Annotated in this window: 17 protein-coding genes and 2 tRNA genes; 2 read left to right on the top strand and 17 right to left on the bottom strand. The window is 32.7% G+C overall.

The window, feature by feature from the left end:
- The 3 genes from ACVBED_RS04410 to recR all read right to left on the bottom strand — a co-directional run.
- Window positions 1-473: glycosyltransferase family 2 protein (locus ACVBED_RS04410; RefSeq protein WP_447119762.1), on the bottom strand; the 473-nt coding region annotated here is incomplete at its 3' end.
- 45 nt (window positions 474-518) lie between these two features.
- Window positions 519-1,328: a glycosyltransferase family 2 protein gene (locus ACVBED_RS04405; RefSeq protein WP_473094558.1), complete on the bottom strand. Its 810-nt coding sequence runs from the start codon at window positions 1,326-1,328 to the stop codon at window positions 519-521.
- Between the two features lie 29 nt (window positions 1,329-1,357).
- A complete protein-coding gene (gene recR, locus ACVBED_RS04400; RefSeq protein WP_473094559.1) occupies window positions 1,358-1,969 on the bottom strand; it encodes a recombination mediator RecR in 612 nt (203 codons plus the stop codon).
- A gap of 156 nt (window positions 1,970-2,125) precedes the next feature.
- Between recR and ACVBED_RS04395 the strand changes: the two genes are divergently transcribed.
- Window positions 2,126-3,409 carry a DUF389 domain-containing protein gene (locus tag ACVBED_RS04395; RefSeq protein WP_473094557.1) on the top strand — a complete coding sequence of 428 codons (1,284 nt, stop codon included), beginning with the start codon at window positions 2,126-2,128 and terminating at the stop codon, window positions 3,407-3,409.
- A gap of 123 nt (window positions 3,410-3,532) precedes the next feature.
- Window positions 3,533-5,377, top strand: a complete 1,845-nt coding sequence (locus ACVBED_RS04390) for a chloride channel protein (protein ID WP_473094556.1) — start codon at window positions 3,533-3,535, stop codon at window positions 5,375-5,377.
- Between the two features lie 719 nt (window positions 5,378-6,096).
- Here ACVBED_RS04390 and ACVBED_RS04385 read toward each other — a convergent pair.
- The 14 genes from ACVBED_RS04385 to dapB all read right to left on the bottom strand — a co-directional run bounded on the left by ACVBED_RS04385 (window position 6,097) and on the right by dapB (window position 18,033).
- Window positions 6,097-6,170, bottom strand: a tRNA-Asp gene (locus ACVBED_RS04385).
- 32 nt (window positions 6,171-6,202) lie between these two features.
- Window positions 6,203-6,276 (bottom strand) — tRNA-Asp (locus ACVBED_RS04380).
- A gap of 127 nt (window positions 6,277-6,403) precedes the next feature.
- The gene (gene trxA / locus ACVBED_RS04375) at window positions 6,404-6,721 is read right to left on the bottom strand and encodes a thioredoxin (protein WP_447119757.1); all 318 of its coding nucleotides are present in this window, start codon (window positions 6,719-6,721) and stop codon (window positions 6,404-6,406) included.
- 73 nt (window positions 6,722-6,794) lie between these two features.
- Window positions 6,795-7,961 carry a cysteine desulfurase family protein gene (locus ACVBED_RS04370; protein ID WP_447119756.1) on the bottom strand — a complete coding sequence of 389 codons (1,167 nt, stop codon included), beginning with the start codon at window positions 7,959-7,961 and terminating at the stop codon, window positions 6,795-6,797.
- Between the two features lie 101 nt (window positions 7,962-8,062).
- Window positions 8,063-8,650, bottom strand: coding sequence for an HAD family hydrolase (locus ACVBED_RS04365; protein WP_447119755.1), 588 nt, complete (start codon window positions 8,648-8,650; stop codon window positions 8,063-8,065).
- Window positions 8,650-9,375, bottom strand: a complete 726-nt coding sequence (locus tag ACVBED_RS04360) for an SDR family NAD(P)-dependent oxidoreductase (protein WP_447119754.1) — start codon at window positions 9,373-9,375, stop codon at window positions 8,650-8,652. Before ACVBED_RS04360 ends, ACVBED_RS04365 begins: the two co-directional genes overlap by 1 nt.
- Before the next feature lie 5 nt (window positions 9,376-9,380).
- Entirely contained in the window at window positions 9,381-10,697 is a 1,317-nt protein-coding gene (locus ACVBED_RS04355) for an FAD-binding oxidoreductase (protein ID WP_473094555.1), read from the bottom strand.
- A complete protein-coding gene (locus ACVBED_RS04350) occupies window positions 10,697-11,581 on the bottom strand; it encodes a decaprenyl-phosphate phosphoribosyltransferase (RefSeq protein ID WP_447119753.1) in 885 nt (294 codons plus the stop codon). The genes ACVBED_RS04355 and ACVBED_RS04350 overlap by 1 nt, the downstream gene beginning before the upstream one ends.
- Window positions 11,582-11,667: 86 nt before the next feature.
- The gene (locus ACVBED_RS04345; protein WP_447119752.1) at window positions 11,668-12,360 is read right to left on the bottom strand and encodes a YiaD family glycine zipper/OmpA-like lipoprotein; all 693 of its coding nucleotides are present in this window, start codon (window positions 12,358-12,360) and stop codon (window positions 11,668-11,670) included.
- A 33-nt stretch (window positions 12,361-12,393) separates the two neighbouring features.
- Entirely contained in the window at window positions 12,394-12,882 is a 489-nt protein-coding gene (locus tag ACVBED_RS04340; RefSeq protein WP_447119751.1) for a hypothetical protein, read from the bottom strand.
- 88 nt (window positions 12,883-12,970) lie between these two features.
- Entirely contained in the window at window positions 12,971-14,686 is a 1,716-nt protein-coding gene (locus ACVBED_RS04335; protein WP_473094554.1) for a S8 family serine peptidase, read from the bottom strand.
- 5 nt (window positions 14,687-14,691) lie between these two features.
- Entirely contained in the window at window positions 14,692-15,297 is a 606-nt protein-coding gene (locus tag ACVBED_RS04330; protein WP_447119750.1) for a WbqC family protein, read from the bottom strand.
- Window positions 15,298-15,519: 222 nt separating this feature from the next.
- Window positions 15,520-17,196, bottom strand: a complete 1,677-nt coding sequence (gene lepB / locus ACVBED_RS04325) for a signal peptidase I (RefSeq protein WP_473094553.1) — start codon at window positions 17,194-17,196, stop codon at window positions 15,520-15,522.
- Between the two features lie 135 nt (window positions 17,197-17,331).
- Window positions 17,332-18,033, bottom strand: a complete 702-nt coding sequence (gene dapB / locus ACVBED_RS04320; protein ID WP_447119749.1) for a 4-hydroxy-tetrahydrodipicolinate reductase — start codon at window positions 18,031-18,033, stop codon at window positions 17,332-17,334.
- Window positions 18,034-18,054 lie beyond the last annotated feature (21 nt).

Genomic DNA, 18,054 nt, shown 5'->3' with positions numbered 1-18,054 from the left:
TCTGTCCTGTAATATGATTTTTCATTATTCGACTTAAAATTCCACAATAATTTTTCAAAAGAATTAATCATATTTGGAATGGCACGCTTACTTTCCGGCAGAAATCTTCCGTGCTTATCGTGCATTCTAACGCCAAGACAACCAAAATTTTGTACTGTATCTGCAAAATCTAAAATCTCATTTATATAAAAACCTTCAAATTCTGTATCCGGATTTAGTAATAATAAAAACTCTCCTTTCGCCACTTTAACTGCCAAATTATTAGCGGTTGCAAAACCACCATTAGTTTCGGAGGTTATAAAATTAACTGTAGGAAATTCCCCAATTAATTCTATCCAAGAATTATTAGGGCTTTTATTATCAATTACAATTATTTCATGTGAAACGCTCTTTATGTATTTGTCCAAGGACAAAAGACAATTACGTAAAAGTTTTTCTACGTTATAATGAACGATAATGATGGTTAATTTCATACTGTTTGAAGGAAATAATGAAATACAGTTTTTGCGTAAATAATATTATCTACCCTGTAATTTTAAAAATTTATTTCGGGTTAGTCTAAAAACATATTTAAATTTATTGAAAATACGATAAAGTATAAAATCTAAGAAATTAATTCTTTTCGCCTTATAAATTTCTTTTAAATTTTTTTGAAATCCTCGTTCCATCTCCATCAAATTTGCAGATAAACCAGAAATCCCAAATGATCTTTTTCCAGATCCCGCTAAAACAAGTTCTTCATTTAAAATACTCATTTTATTATTTGCAGAGACTTTTAACCAGTAATTAAGATCTTCTGCATATCTCTGCGAATCATCAAAAAAACCGGTATTTTCTAGCACTTTTCTTTTGAATAAAACTGTCGGAGATCCCATTTCATTGCGTAACATTAACTTGCGAAAGGTAATAGGAATTAAATTATTAGCACAAACTTTATAAGGAAAACGAACAATATGGTTTTTTTTTCTGCAGCCTAAAAAATCAACTTCTAAATCATTATTTTTGAAGACATTCATTTGCCGGTCTGTTTTTGTATGGAACCATTCATCATCGGCATCCAACAAGGCAATGAAATCACCTTTTGCAATTTTTAAAGCTGTATTTCGGGCATTAGAAACACCTCCGTTCACCTGATTAATTAATTGAATATTAAGATCCAAATTATTTTCAATATAATTTTCAACAATTATTTTACTATTATCTGTCGAACCATCATCAACAATCATAATTTCAAAAACTCCTTTCCAGGTTTGAAATTTTACTGAATCTAAAGCTTTTAAGATAGTTTTTTCAGCGTTAAACATTGGGATAATAACTGATATCAACATTATTTTTATATTAAGTAAATTATAAAAATCTAATCTTTTTCATTATATGGCAATCTATTCTGAATAGATCGACCTAAGGAAATTTCATCAGCATATTCCAATTCATCTCCCACAGAAATCCCCCGCGCGATGCTCGAAAAGTTCACATTAAAATTTTTAAATTTTTTGTAAATATAATAAGCCGTAGTATCACCTTCCATAGTTGCACTAAGTGCAAAAATAATCTCGTTCAAATTACCTGCCTGTATTTTCCTTTCAATGCTGCCAATATTTAACTGACTTGGTCCTACACCTTCCATTGGAGAAATTTTACCACCAAGAACCAAATACTTTCCGTTAAATTTTGAAGTATTTTCAATGGCCATTACGTCTCTAACGTCTTCTACGATACAAAGTATTTCATCAGATCTTTTGGGATTATTGCAGATGTCACAAATATCAAAATCCGAAAAATTATGACAATTTTTACAATATTTTATTTCTGTAACTAACTTTTTTAAACTTTCACCTAAGAGAACGCCTTGTGATTCCGGCTGTTTTAAAAGATGTAAAGCCAAACGTAAAGCTGATTTTTTACCAATTCCCGGTAGTCCCGATATTTCTTCCACAGCTTTTGCCAAAACTTTACTTGGATAATCCATCCTGTAAAAATAAAGATTTAATAAAAACTTTTGACCTCCTTTCATTTTTTTTTTAAGACTAATTAATGAATGTAAAAAATCCCGTACTTTTAGAATTGTTAAATTGGAAGAAATTTAAGTTTCTTTGTACAACACAATGCTAAAAAGTAAAATAAAATGAGTGGATTTTTAGATTATTTACAATTACATCACGGAGAGGAAAAAAAATCTACCGTTTTAGATAATGTAAGAAACCAGATTTCGTTTCGTGGAGCAAATCTTTGGATTTTAGCGTGTGCAATTTTTATAGCATCAGTTGGTTTAAACGTAAATTCTACAGCTGTAATAATTGGTGCAATGTTAATTTCACCGTTAATGGGTCCTATTGTAGGAACTGGTTTTGCCTTGGGAACTTATGATTTTACTTTATTAAAAAAATCAATAAATAATCTTCTAATTGCCACATTTGTAAGCCTCTTAGTTTCTACGATTTATTTTTATTTAAGTCCATTTAAAGAAGTACAGTCAGAACTTTTATCACGAACTTCTCCTACAATATACGATGTTTTAATAGCATTTTTTGGTGGTTTGGTTGGTGTAATTGCAATTACACGAGTTGAGAAAGGCAATCCGATTCCTGGTGTTGCGATCGCAACTGCTTTAATGCCTCCAATTTGTACTGCAGGATATGGTCTGGCAACGTTCAATATGAGTTACTTTTTAGGTGCCTTTTACCTCTACTCTATTAACTGTTTCTTTATCTGCACTGCTACTTTCTTTGTGGTAAAATTTTTAAATTATCCTTCTGCACTGATCGAATCTAAATATCAAAAACGGATAAAGTATAGTATTTCAATCCTTATTGTGATCATGATCATCCCGAGTTTCTATCTTGCTTATAATTTATTTAATCAAAAGAAATTTACTAAAACAGCTGAAAACTTTATTGAAAAGCAATTTGACAATAAAGGTTACACCGTAATTTATAAAAAAGTAAATTATAACAGTAATCCGAAGACGATCGACCTTGCTTTTTTAAGTAAAAAATTTACGGACGCAGAAATTATCGTTTATAACAAAAGACTAGAAGAGGATGGTCTTTTAAACACAAAATTAAAAATTAGACAAAATAATACGGATATTAAATCAGAGATTTTAAGTGAGATCAATAAATTTGATACTAATGTTTCTGACAAAGATATTGCACTTACAAAAATTCGCCAGGAACTTGACAATTATAAAATATCAGATTCAACACTTTTGAAAGAGATCAATATACTTTATCCAACGATCGGCACTATTTCCTATGGGAAAATTGAGCAATATCCCGAGACCGACAGCGCAAGATTGCAATTTATGTTAATATATACTGGAAAAAACATTGATGAAAATAGACTTAGAAGCTGGCTTAAAGAAAGACTCCACGAGAAAAACGTTGCTTTGATACAAACTCTTAGATAAAGTTTTAATTCTGCAATATGATCTATCCATTAAAATTACGTACTATAAAACCGTCAGAACTTTGGTCAGTGTGTTAAATTTCATCTAAATTTGCAAAAGTTAAAAAAAAGGAACGAACGCGAAGTGAATATTCATAACAGAAAAAAAATAATAAGCTTTCTAAAATACAAAAGAGAGTTTCAGAAATACGGACTGCAGAAAGTGCGCAGTTATGAACTTTTACTACATTGGCTAAGTAACAGACTCAGCAGAAGTCAGTTTTTAATTCTTTCAGGTATTTTAGTGGGATGTACAGCGGGTTTAGCCGGAGTTTTACTTAAAACATTGGTGCATAAGATACATTTTTGGATCGTCACTAAAGTCCATTTTGAAGATCAAATTTTTTTCTATGTCGTTTTTCCTTTCTTAGGAATAGTTCTTACTACTTTAATTGTTTTAACGATATTTAAGGGAAATGACCGAAAAGGTATTGGAGCTATTCTTTACGAGATTGCGCAGAACTCAAGCATCGTTTCTTCCGTTAAAATGTATTCTCAGATTATACAAAGTGCAGTTACGGTTGGATTGGGTGGTTCGGCTGGTTTGGAAAGCCCGATTGCAGTAACCGGTGCCGCTATCGGTTCTAATTTTGCACAAACTTACAGACTCGGTTATAAGGAGAGAACTTTGCTTTTAGCTGCAGGTGCATCGGCGGGAATTGCGTCTGCATTTAATGCGCCGATTGCCGGTATTATGTTCGCCTTTGAAATTTTACTGACAGGCGTTGTATTTTCAGATTTTATACCTTTGGTCGTAGCAGCAGTTTGTGGAAGTTTGCTTTCTACCGTTTTATTACAGGAAGATGTTCTTTTTAGGTTTCATGCAAGACAAGCATTTAATTATCATAACCTTCCTTATTACCTAATACTCGGAATCACTTGCGGTTTATATGCGAGATATTTTGTGATTATTTACCATAAAACCGATCATTTTATAAAAAGTTTAAAATTTTCGCGTTTAAAAACTGCTATGATTGGTGGCCTCGCACTTTCATTATTGTGTGTTATTCTACCGCCACTCTTTGGTGAAGGTTACGACACTTTAAAAATTCTTACAACAGAAGATTCAACAGAAATTATTAAGAATAGTTTTTTCGGTTACTTGGATCTGGGAAGCTGGACAGTCATCATATTTCTTGCATTAATTTGCATTTTAAAAGCGTTCGCTACATCAATTACCATATTCAGTGGAGGTAACGGCGGAAGTTTTGCACCCTCGCTTTTTGCGGGCGGAACATGGGGATTTTTGTTTGCAATGATTTGTAAACAGTTTGGCTTAGTAGATGTTCCTGTAAGTAATTTGGTTTTGGTAGGCATGGCTGGCGTTATGAGTGGCGTTTTATATGCTCCACTAACGGCTATTTTTCTAATTGCAGAATCCAGCCAGGGTTATGATTTATTTATTCCTTTAATGATTGTTGCGGTCATTTCTTACTTAATGGCAAGATGGTTTTCAGTCGTTAATCCAGATTATCAAACTATGGTAGAACAGGGAAAAATTTTTACGCAGGAGCATGATAAAAATTTAGTGAATTCTCTTCACCTAAGAGATTTTATTGATAAAAATTCGCAGACTATTGAAGCAGATTCTCCCATTTCCAATTTATTCGATATGATTAAAACTGGTGATAAAAATATTTTCGCAATTGTAAATCGGGAAAATTTTTTAGAAGGCGTGCTTACAATGGACGATATCAGACCTTATTTATTTAAAGAAAAGGAAGAATTACCGTCAAATATTCAGCAGATCATGAAAGTTCCACCAGCAGTTGTTCATTTACAAGATAACGCTGTCGCTATTCTTAAAACTTTTGATGATACTGGTGCATGGCATCTCCCAGTGATAAATGAGAATGACAAATTTGTCGGCTTTATTTCAAAATCAAAAATCTTGACAAGTTACCGAGAACTCTTAAAGGACTATTCTTAGCAAGATAAATATTTAACTGACTAATGTTTTAAAAGTCCAAAATTATATTAAATTAACTATTTAAAAATAGAAATATTATTAAAAAGCTATTAGAATATCCGTTTTGTTTTCTAATTCTGATTTTTCGGACAAAATTTCTTTTATCAAAATTATAATTTAACTAATTCTTTTACGGAAGAAGGCCTACCAAGTAATTTGATATACGAAACCGTCCTGGATAATACAGGTTTACTTTGGATTGCGACGGAAAATGGCGCCTCTAGATTTGATTGAAAAAGATTCATAAATTATACTTCCAAAAATGGCTTTGGATATACAAATAAAATTTCCAGTGGCAGTTAAGCGACATTTTTATAAATTTTGTTTTGATTATTAAATTCTTCTATTGTTTTGTAATTTAATGTGCTGTGTCTTCTTTTCTTGTTGTACCAAATTTCAATATATTTAAAAATTTACAGTTCCATTTGCTCTTTTGTGATGAGTTTAAAGATTTAAAATTAAACAACTCAAAACATATCGGAAGGTAATTCAGTTCATAAACACCCTATTTAAAGGCTTTTACTGAATCTCGAGTGACCCATTTTATTCTTTTTTAATAGGTCACCGAATAGGTCACTTCCAGATTATGTTTTTTTAGCCCAAATTGAACTGACATAAAACAAAAAATGCTTTAAAACGTATGTTTTAAAGCATTTTGGATGATTCTGTATTCACAGTTGCGATCCGGACGGGACTCGAACCCGCGACCTCCGCCGTGACAGGGCGGCATTCTAACCAGCTGAACTACCGGATCAATTTTTGTAAAAGAAATTGGTAAACTTTTTGCGATCTGGACGGGACTCGAACCCGCGACCTCCGCCGTGACAGGGCGGCATTCTAACCAGCTGAACTACCAGATCTCTTCTAAATAAATTTTACTTTATTTTGATGACTGCAAAAGTACACTTTTCTGAGAAATCTGCAAACAAAAAAATAAAAAAATGCTTTCCCATAACAGAAAAGCACTCATTATCAACGTAATTAATTTTATAGATGAGCTTGAAGCTTTTCAGCTATCACCTCTTTTGGTGAAACACCAACTAATTTTTCAACTACTTCACCATTTTTAAAAATTAAAACGGTTGGAATATTTCTGATTCCATAATCCATAGAAATTTGCTGATTGTTATCTACATCTACTTTTCCCACAATTGCCTTACCTTCAAAATCATTGGAAATTTCTTCTACTATTGGACCTAACGTTCTGCATGGTCCACACCAGGCAGCCCAGAAATCTACCAAGACTGGTTTATCTGAATTTAATACGGTTTCTTGAAATGATTGGTCTGTTATTTCGATTGCCATCTTTTTCTTATTTTAAATTATTTATACACAAATTTAGTAAAATTATTATAAAAATTACCTTTTGGCATCTATTCTAACTATTAATATTTTCTATCTGGTGTGTTTCAGAAATTTTTTCTAACGCTTGTACAAATCTGTTAATTTCTTCTTTTGTTGTGGTGTGACAAAATGAAATGCGAAGCGGTGTTCCATTTTCCATATCATCTTCATCCAAAACCATCAACATCACCATCGATGGTTTTGAAGCACCAGATGAGCAAGCGCTTCCTTGTGAAATTGCAATTCCTTCCATATCCAATTTCAACCCGATCATCGCATCTTTATACGGTAAAAGTGCGCTCAAAACGGTATAAAGACTACCTTCCAGTTCCGCACTTCTACCATTAAATTTAATTCCGTGGATATTTTTCTCAAGTTCAGAAATAGTATAATTTTTAATGTCCTGAATATGATTTTTATAATCTTCTAAATTATCCATTGCTAATTGCAATGCTTTACCTAATCCTGCGATTCCGACAACATTTTCAGTACCGGCGCGTAACGATCTTTCTTGTGGTCCACCTGTTATTATACCTTTCAAACCAGAAGCTTTTCTGACAAATGCAAAACCACTTCCTTTTGGACCATGGAATTTATGCGCGCTGCAAGAGGCAAAATCAATATGTATTTTTGAAAAATCCATATCTAAATGTCCAATGGTTTGAACAGTATCTGAATGAAAAAGTGCATTGTGTTTTTTACAAATTTCAGAAGTTTTTTCTAAATTTAAAAGATTCCCTATTTCATTATTTGCGTGCATTAAACTTACTAATGTTTTCTTATCGGATTTTGCTAATGTTTCTTCTAATTCGCTTAAATCTATATCACCTTTATTATTTGGTCTTAAATAAATGACTTCCACACCAAAAAGTTTCTTCAATTCCTGAATACTTTCCGCTACGCATTTGTGCTCTAAAGGCGAAGTGATGATCCTCTGTACGCCCAAATGATGAACGCTGGATTTTAAAATCATATTATTGGACTCTGTTCCGCAGGATGTAAAAATAATTTCGGCGGGTGTAACTTTTAAATAAGCTGCTGCTTCGCGTCTTACTTTTTCAATTAAACTTTTGGCTTCCTGACCGATGCTGTGTGTGGAAGATGGGTTGCCATAATTGATTTTCATAACATCAACCATTGCATCAATTACTTCCATCGAAAGTGCTGTAGTAGCAGCATTGTCTAAATATATTTTATCCATTTCGTGGAATTATTTTAAAAAATTAATAATTATTTAAATGACGAATTTCTCTACAAATTCAAAGGTCAAAGTTAAGAAGAATAGTTGTGGACAAAATAATTTTAGTGAAAAAATTTGTAGTGGCCTTCATTGACGTATTTTAAAAGTGCCTCATCACCCGACGTATCACCAAACGCAATACTTTTATCAAACTTTTTAGTACCCAAAACTTGCTTTATACGTTTTACTTTTTCTTCGCCGTTACAATTTGGACCATTAAAATTTCCTGTGAAAATTCCATCTTTAAATTTTGCTTCTGTAGAAATTAAGATCATATTGAATTTTTTCGCAAAAGGTTTAACCCAAATATCCAAAGAGGCTGTCACAAGATAACTTTCAGTTTGTTCACGGTTCATATTAAGAATAAATTCCAACGCATTCTCGCGAATTAAATCAGGATAATTCTCCTCAAAAAAACCATCTGCTTTTTCTTGTAAAAATTGTTCAGTATGACCTTTAAGCACTGACGAAATAAAATGTCTTTTCACTTTTTCGGGCTGTGCTAGTTTAAATTTTAACATCATAAAAAGAGGTAAATGAAGCAAAAATTTTGCAGCGAATCGGTTTTGATCAACATACCTCAAAAACATGAACATGGTATCTTTTTTCGTTAAAGTTCCGTCGAAATCAAAAAAATAAACTTTTCGCATTACAGTTTTAACTTTTTAAAAATAAACTCTGGAATATTTTTAATTACACTCATTATTAAAAACCAGATCGGCAACACATAAGTGACATCTTTTTTGCTTTTGTAGGCTTTATAAATACAATCTACGGCTTGTTTTGGCGTAGCCGTTAATTTGGGATTTAATGGTAAACCCTCTGTCATTTTAGTCGCCATAAAACCTGGTTTAACAGTTAAAACATGCACTTTTTTTGAAAATAAATAGTTTCTTAATCCACTTAAATAAGCTGTCATTCCCGCTTTTGCACTTCCATAGATAAAATTACTTTGTCTGCCTCTATCACCTGCGACGGAAGACAAAACAATCAAAGTTCCACTTCGTTTTGTTTCCATTTTTTGGGCAAAATAATTAAGAAGTGGGACTAGTTTTGCGTAATTAACACCGATAATTTTTTCAGTATTTTTATTATTATACAATCCAGTTTCAGAATCTTCACCAAGAAAACCTGTGGCACAAAATAGCAGATCAGAACTGATGTAATCCAGTTTATTGTAATCAATTTTTTTCTCTAAATCTAAATTAATAATTTCTGCATACTGCAAAAATTTCACATCCAAATGTTTTACAAATTTTTCGGTAATTTCAGGATTAGAAGTGAGCAAATAAATTACAGGAAATCTGTCACCTTCACCTAAAACCTTTTCTACAAAAGCCTGGGCGATTTCAGAATTTGAGCCTAAAACGATCATATAAATTAGTTATGATTAAGAATTCTTTTTTGCTGAAGTGAATTAAATTTTGGATTTTTCACATTTTTTAAATAATTTGTTAAAGAAGGTTTACTCATACTATCTTTCGCTAAGTAAATTCTTCCGCCATAGCTTTCAACAATATCATCCAGTTTCTGAACTAAGTTTTGTAATTTTTTATTAACCTTAAAATCCAATGCTAAAGTATAGCCTTCCATCGGAAAAGAATTGTAAGCTTCAGGATTTCCTTTTCCAAATAATTTCAATATAGCGAGAAACGATCCATTTCCGCTTTTAGCAATTGTTTCTAAAATCTTCCGCATTCCTTCCTTTCCATTTTCTTTTGGAATTACCATTTGATATTGAATAAAGCCTTCTTTTCCATAAATTTTATTCCAGTCATTAATTGCATCCAACGGATAAAAAAAAGTTTCGTAATCTATAATATTTTTTAAAAATTTTACCCGTTGCTTTGCGTAGAAAAAGTAATTAAAAATTTTTACAGTGAAGTTATTCAAGACAAAATTTGGAAAGAAAAATGGAATTGTGGGCGAAAATTTCTGTCTGATTGCTAAAGGCTTTTCTAAAAACTTCTGCGGAATTTCATTCAATGAGGCATGTTCACCCCGCATTATAATTGAGCGACCGATTTTTCCACCTCTTTGAAGGCAGTCTATCCAGGCAACAGTGTAAGTCCAATCTTTACTTTCTTCAAACAAATTAAAAATTTCATCCAGATTTTCTGCCTTAATACTTTCTTGACGAATATAGGAAGTTTCAATTTTTTTTAATTTAATTTTTGCACTTAGAATTATTCCCGTCAGACCCATTCCACCGATAGATGTCCAAAACAAAGCTGAATTTTCACTTCTTGAACAATTTAATATTTCTCCCCGTTCATTAATTAAAGTAAATTCCAGTAAAAACTCACAGAATGAACCTTCTAAGTGGTGATTTTTACCGTGAATATTTGATGCAATTGCACCTCCTAAAGTGATAAATTTCGTTCCTGGTGTTACATGCAAAAAGAAAGATTGCGGAACAGAAATATCCAAAATATCTGATAACAAAACACCTGCTTCACATTCTACGATACCATTTATTCTATCAAAAGAAATAAATTTGTTCAATTTTTTAGTAGAGAAAATGTGTTCTGCTAAAGATGAGTCTCCGTAGCAACGACCGTTTCCACGGGCAATTATTTCATTATTATTTGCTATAAATCTTTTAATATTAAGATAAGATTCTTCAGATTTTACTTCTTTTTCAACAGTTGGAAAATTACCCCAATTACTAACTTTTTGTTTAAAATTCTGCTGCATTATTTATAATAAATTTGAAGTAAAAAAGAGATCAGCCAGAGCATAAGCGTAATTTGTATATAATGATCTTTGTAAACGATTTTTGTAGGCGATTCTGTTCTGTTATAAACTAAGGTTTGTTGTAAATACCTTAAAAAAGCAAAAACAACAAAAATTACAGTATAGAAAACACGTGGATGAAATCTGTGCTGCACTTCAGGGGACAAGGTAAACATCAAATAACAAACGATTGCCAAAGTAACTGAAATTGAAAGCGCAATGTCTGCAAACTGCACATTGTAACCGTCCAACGCTTTTCTGGTTCTACCAGAAATCTGAGCATTAATTAATTCTCCACGTCGCTTTCCAATTGCTAAAACCAATGCTAATACAAAGGTTAATAAAATTGCCCACTGCGAAATATAAATCCCCGTAATATAGCCCCCAGCTAAAACTCTCAAAACAAAACCGACTGAAATAATACACACATCAACAATCGCGACATGCTTGAGCTTAAAGGTATACGCAATATTCATCAAAAAGTAAAATAGAATAATTACGCAAAATTTCCATATATCCTGATGAAAATAATAGTACCCAAAATATTTCAAAGAAATATCAGCTATTATTAAAATAAACAAAACTAAAAGAGCCTGCTTTTTCGAAATTTCACCACTAGCAATCGGACGGTTTTTTTTCTCCGGATGTTTTCTATCTTGTTCAATATCGCTATAATCGTTGATAATGTAGATAGAACTTGCCGCGATGGAAAAAATGACAAAGGCAAAGATGCTTTTGACTAACAGATCGCTGTTCATAACATTTCCGGAAAAAAAGAGTGGTGCAAAAACAAACAGATTTTTTACCCACTGCTCTATTCGCAGCAACTTTAAATATTTGACCATTGTAGAAAATAAGGTGTAAAAATACTGATTTAAAAATAAAAAAAACTGCCGAAGCAGTTTCTTATAATTATATTTTCGAAGGTCTGTTAGTTACCTTTTTGGGCGTCTTTTATCATGGCGTCGTTTGCTGTAATTGCAAACTCAACCCGTCTGTTTTTAGCCCGTCCGCCGTCAGTATCGTTTGTTGCAATAGGATCAAGCTCGCCTCTTCCTACAGTTATCATTCTTGCACTTGATACTCCTTTCTGTGATAAATAATTTTTTACTGCATCTGCTCTTTTACCAGACAAAGTCATGTTGTAAGCGGCAGTTCCTTTACTATCCGTATAGCCAAAAATATTGATGTTTGTATCAGGGTTATTTGCTAAAACTGTAGCTAATTTATCAAGATTAGTTTTTGTACTTGCAGTCAGATTTGAAGAATTGAAATCAAAATTAACGGTATTTTCACCTAATGTGATTTTTATGCCGTCACCTACTCTTTCCACTTCTGCCCCGGGCAAAGTTTCTTTAATTTCTTTGGCTTGTTTATCCATTTTGTTACCGATTACATTACCTGCAACACCACCAATTACACCTCCCAAAACGGCACCTAAAGCAGTGTTTCCACCTTTCCCAATATTATTACCTAAAATGCCACCAATTACTGCTCCTGCAGTCGTCCCAATGACGGTTCCTCTTTGCTGATTATTAGAATTTTTAACTGCCTCGCAACTGCTTAATACTAAAGTTGTAGAAAAAAACAGAACTGCTATATTTGTTTTATTAAATAGTTTCATAATTTTATTTTTTGTTTTATTGATTTTAAAGAGTTATTTCATAAAAGATCTCTGAAAGTTGTAAGTCACTTGAACGTTTTTACCGTCAAATGGCACATTCTGTTGTAAACTAAACTGGTCAGTTGCCTGATTTATTAATTGAGTAGAATAACCTGAGATAACATTTTTAGCTTTTTCACCCTCTACTAGTTTTTTAAAGACAAACTCGTTGTTTGCTTTTAAATCAATTTTAATCGGCTGCTTCACTGCTGGGCAAGTTCCGCTTCCCGTTAAGGTATAAGCACCTGAATAATTATTTGGAATTAGTCTCCAGTGGCTTCCGATAAAACATGTGACATCTGCATTTTCATCAAACGGTTTTATTTTATAAGTCTTATCATAGTCAATGCTTGAAATTTCCCAGTCCCCTTTTAATTTAAGAAACTCTGCACGTTGAGTCTGTGCGGTTTTTGCAGTTTGCATCGTTGAGCATGATGTTAAGGCAAAAATGCCAACGATTCCTGAAAGTAATAATTTTTTCATAGTTTAATTTTTATTTAAATATATTAATTAAAAAACCGTGCCACAAATTTTAACAAAAAAAAGTCTGGAAATTTTCCAGACTTTAAAATTACTTCGTACTTTTCTTTATTTTTGAATTTCTTTTAGTTGAATTCTTTTTAGTCTGCATCTTCTGATCTGTTCTTTTATAGAAATGATCATAAGCATAAACTGCAGCTTTGTACACGTCAATTACACCACCCGAAACAGAAATTTTATCAAAAGTTTCAGTTGGTTCATCTTTTATTTCTGCGTTCACAGTTGATTTATTAACCGTTTTTTCAAAAGATTCGATTACTTCTGCAGGTGTTAGGTTTGGCATATAAGCTAACAAAATAGCAGCTGAGCCAGCAACAACAGGTGTTGCCATGGAAGTTCCAGCAAGATATTGGTATTTATTTCCTGCAACGGAAGAATAGATTTTTTCGCCCGGAGCAAAAACATCGACCATTTTTCCATTATAATTAGAAAAATTTGCTCTCAGATGGGCATCATCATTTGTACTAGCACCAACCGTAATTACATTAGTTAAAAAAGATTTTGGATCATCTAATTTTTTGAAATTGGTAGGGAAATTATCAGATTTTTGAATGTCCTCATTGTCATTTCCTGCAGCGTGAACCAAAAGAACTCCTTTATCCTGAGCATATTTAAAAGCTTCCCAAACTTTCTTTTTTCCCGGTGAAACTGATTTTCCAAAACTCATATTAACTATTTTTGCTCCGTTATTCACAGCATAGAAAATACCGTTTGCAATATCTTTATCTCTTTCATCACCGTCTGGAACCGCTCTTATAGTCATTATTTGTGCTACTTTGGAACCAACACCATATTGTATTTCATTTCCATTCGGCATTCCTGCTATTATTCCCGCAACGTGTGTTCCATGAAGCGCATCTGGTCCCTGATAATGGTTGTTACCGTAATATTTCTCATTGATATTTGAGTAATCATCACCAACAATTGAACGCGGGTCGAAATCCAAGTTATATTGTTTGGTTGCTTGCGGTTCATAATAATCAAGTGCCTCTTTCATTTGTGCGTCTAAATAAGTTTCAACTTCTGCAGGAGATTTGCCGGCAATTGCAGGGTCCTTAATTATACTTGACAAAATTTGGGATCCCATTAATCCTTCCGGTGTTGTCGGCGTAATCTTCGCAACATTTTCGGGAGTTAAATTATTACCATTCAATAATGCAATTATCGAAGGAGTCATCTCACTAATTTTCTTGTAAGTTTCGTAATTTCGTTTCGCATCCGGTCCTTTTTTATCAAAATCTGTTTTCGACTTTAAATACATTGCAAACTCCTCCGGCATTTTTGCCTGATTGGCTTTATTTTTTGCTGTATCTGGACCTTCAAAAATATCTTTATACTGGCGGATAACACGTGTAATCTCTAGATTATCTGCGCCAACTTCACCATTTTTACCACCAATAAAATCCCAACCGTGAACATCATCAATATAACCGTTTTTATCATCATCTTTGCCGTTACCTAGAACTTCATTTGGATTTGTCCAAAGATTATTTTTTAAAGCTGGATGGTCTATTTGTACACCGCTATCTAAAACCGCCACAATTACTTTTTTCGGTTTTAAACCTTTTGAATCCAAAAATTTATAAGCATTCTGAGTGTTCACACCATAGATATGAGTTGTGGCAAAATCTTTGTGATACCATGTCATCAGATCTTTGTCTTGCATCGGATCTAAAGGAGTCATTGTGCTTTGCGCAAAACCTAAAAATCCACTTAGGAATAAAGCGGATATAAAAAACTTTTTCATATTAACTATTGATTTTTTAAATAAATTAAACTTTCTGGGCCGAGGTTAAAAAGTAAGTCACACATAGATAGATTTTCTATAAATCCATATTTCTCTGTGAAAATTTGGTAATAGTTTTCAAATTTTTTGTCATGTTTACTTTTAGCTGAGAAATTATTACGCAAATCTGATGCCGAAGGCTCACGTTGATATTTTTCTGTAAAAGCAAATTTAGTTTCTATTTTAGAGATTTTTATTAGAATTTCTAAAGCTTTTAAATTAAAATCAAAAAGAAATTTTTCCGGCTTCTCATAAATTTGTCCAAATCGATCTTCGTAAAATTCAAAGTACGGCGAGCTTTGGTAGGCATTTTTGATAGATTTCCAGTGTTGCTTCTGCCAATTTTCTGTGTAAGAAATTTCTGTGTCTTTATAGAGTCTGTTTCCAGTATGATTAATCGGAATTACTAAGGTTAACTTTCCATTGGCACCGTAAATATTAGTTCTGTTGCGGTAAGTTTGCTTCGGAAAATTCTCAAATTGTTCTAAAACTAAGTTAGAATCTTTTTCTAAAAATTTTGAAAACCATGAAATTGGCGGTAAATAAAATAGCGGTAAAAGTTGGGTGATCAAAGTTTCTTGGATTTTAATTTTTTAGTATTTTTCTAATTTTGTATAGCGAAATATAGAGTTTCTTTCAAAATATAATTTTACCTAGCCCCGATGGGAACGGCATCCTTTTTTTGCGCGAGCGAAGCGACCGCCAAAAAAGATACAGTGGACAGCGGGAAATTGCTTCAAAAAAAGTTATTTAAATTTGTACAAGTTGTAGTGAAAGAAATATTTAGAAAATATCTAATCTTCTTCTTTCTTCTTGCCAAATAATTTCACAAAATATTCCCAGCCGAAAAACAGGATCAAAATGAACGCGGCAATCCACCAATAAGACGTTTTATTTGCCTCGCCTGTATTTGTGCCTTTGAACATTCTATCCCATCTGATTTTAAATGGTCCCTGAAACATAGACTGAGAATCTTTGAAAACGCCTTGCAAACTCAGCCACGTAAACATCGGTTTTCCTACAATATTTTCCTCTGGAACCACACCAAAAAACCTAGCATCGAGCGATGCATCGCGGTTGTCTCCCATCATCATATAATAATTCTGCTTGATAGTATATTTATCAGTTTCTTGTCCGTTAATGAAAATTTTGTTGTCTTTGGTTTCCAGATGATTATGTTCATATTCAGAAATGATCCACCGGTATTCTGGTAAAGATTCTTGGTTTAAAGTCACAACGTCACCTTTTTTCGGAATTCTAAGCGGTCCATAAAAATCTGTGTTCCATTTTTTATTAATTGGATAAATAGAATTTACAGTATCAATATGTTTTTGAAATTCATCTTTGTAAGCGATTCCCGAGGTTGACTGATCGGTAACCTCTTCCTGCACTGACACTACTTTCTCTAAATGTTTGAAGTCGGCAACTCGTTCGTCCGTTAATTGAACTCTGTAAATTGCATTTTTAGGATCTAAGTTATATTTCTGCGCATATATTGCAAAATATTGAGAATTAGTACTTATCTGATTAACAGGGATAAATTCCATTGTTTTATAAAGTGCTGGGAAATCCAATTCACTGCTTGCCTGCACGATATAAGCATGCTGCTCCTGTTGATCACCGAGAATTACTTCAGGTTTATTATTAACAAATAATTTTCCTGCGCGCATTTCCAATACATCTCCTGCAACCGCAACGCAACGTTTAACATAAGGATCTTTTCTGTCAGTTGCAGTATGAACAGAATCTTGCGGATAATTAAAAACGACTATATCATTTCTTTTTACATTTTCCCAACCCGGCAATCTTAAATAAGGCAATTTTACCCCATCTGCATAAGATTTCGGATCATTTTTTGGATTACCATCGCCCTGAGGATCATAGATCGTTCCTTGTAAAAATGGCAATGCTAAAGGACGCATTGGCATTCTGAATCCATAATTTAATTTATTTACAAAGAGAAAATCTCCGACTAATAAAGTACGTTCCATTGAACCTGTTGGAATTCCGAAAGGTTGCGTAATAAAAGTGTGTATAATTGTTGCAAAGACAATGGCAAAAGTGATTGAGCCAATAAATGTTTCTTTTTTCTCTACATTTTTTTCTGCATCTGTTAAATATAAGTTGTCTTCCACAAATACCTCAGAATCTTTGGAATAGTTAACAACCGCCATGTAAATAAAAGGAAGAAAAACAGTTAAAAGTTGATTTATCGTAGATGATTTACCAAAATGTTTCATTAAGAAAATATGAAAAACAGTCATCATGATTGGTCCAACAATAGGCAAATAAGCCATTATAAACCACCATTTTGTATGTTTTGTTTCTTTTAAAATAAGAAAGTAATTGTAAAACGGAATAAAGGCAAAAATAGGATTTAACCCCATTTTCTTAAACAATTTCCAAGTTGAAATTCCCATCAAAATGCTGAGAACAGCTATATAAAGACAGTAGGTTAAAAAATAGTTCATAAGAATTTTGTTTGTATTTTTTTCTGTGGTTAATGAGTTTAATCTCTAAATAAAATGTTACATTTTCAAAAAATTTATCAAAGAAAAAACTTGATCAATAAAATTTAAAAAAGTGGCAGTTTATTTTCGTAAAATTTAGTGCAATTCTAAAACGTCTTTCATACTAAAATTTCCTGTTTTTCCTTGGATCCATTCCGCGGCGATTATTGCGCCCAAAGCAAATCCATTTCGGTTAAATGCGGTGTGTTTTATTTCAATTTCATCAACCGAACATTTGTAGAAAACACTGTGCGTTCCCGGCACTTTATCTTCGCGAATTGCGAAAATTCCTAAATTATTGCTTTCTGTTTCGTCTAATTTCCAAGCCTCAAATTTAGAATTTTTAATAATTCCTTCCGCTAATGTGATTGCAGTTCCACTTGGTGCATCTTTTTTTTCGGTGTGGTGAATTTCTTCTAACTGACAAGAATAGTCTTCAAAAGGCGCCATCATTTGGGCTAATTTTTCATTTAAAGCGAAAAATAAATTCACGCCCAAACTGAAATTACTTCCATATAAAAAAGCGGTATTATTTTCAGTCGCAATTTTTTCTATTAATACTTTTTGCGTAGTCCAACCAGTTGTTCCGCAAACTACCGGAATTTTTTGCTCTAAACAAAATTTAATGTTTTCAAAAGCAACTTCTGGGTTTGAAAATTCTATGACAACATCAGGGGAATTTAGATTTTCAATTGTTGGACTTTCATTTAAAGTGGCCACAATTTCGTGGTATTTAGCAGTCGCTAATTCCTCAATTATTTTTCCCATTTTGCCGTAGCCTACGAGTGCAATTCTCATTTTTATGTATTATAGTTTTTT

The organism is Halpernia sp. GG3 (assembly GCF_052976925.2).
Note: the sequence above shows the minus strand (reverse complement) of the source record. Positions and strands in the feature narration are given on the sequence as shown.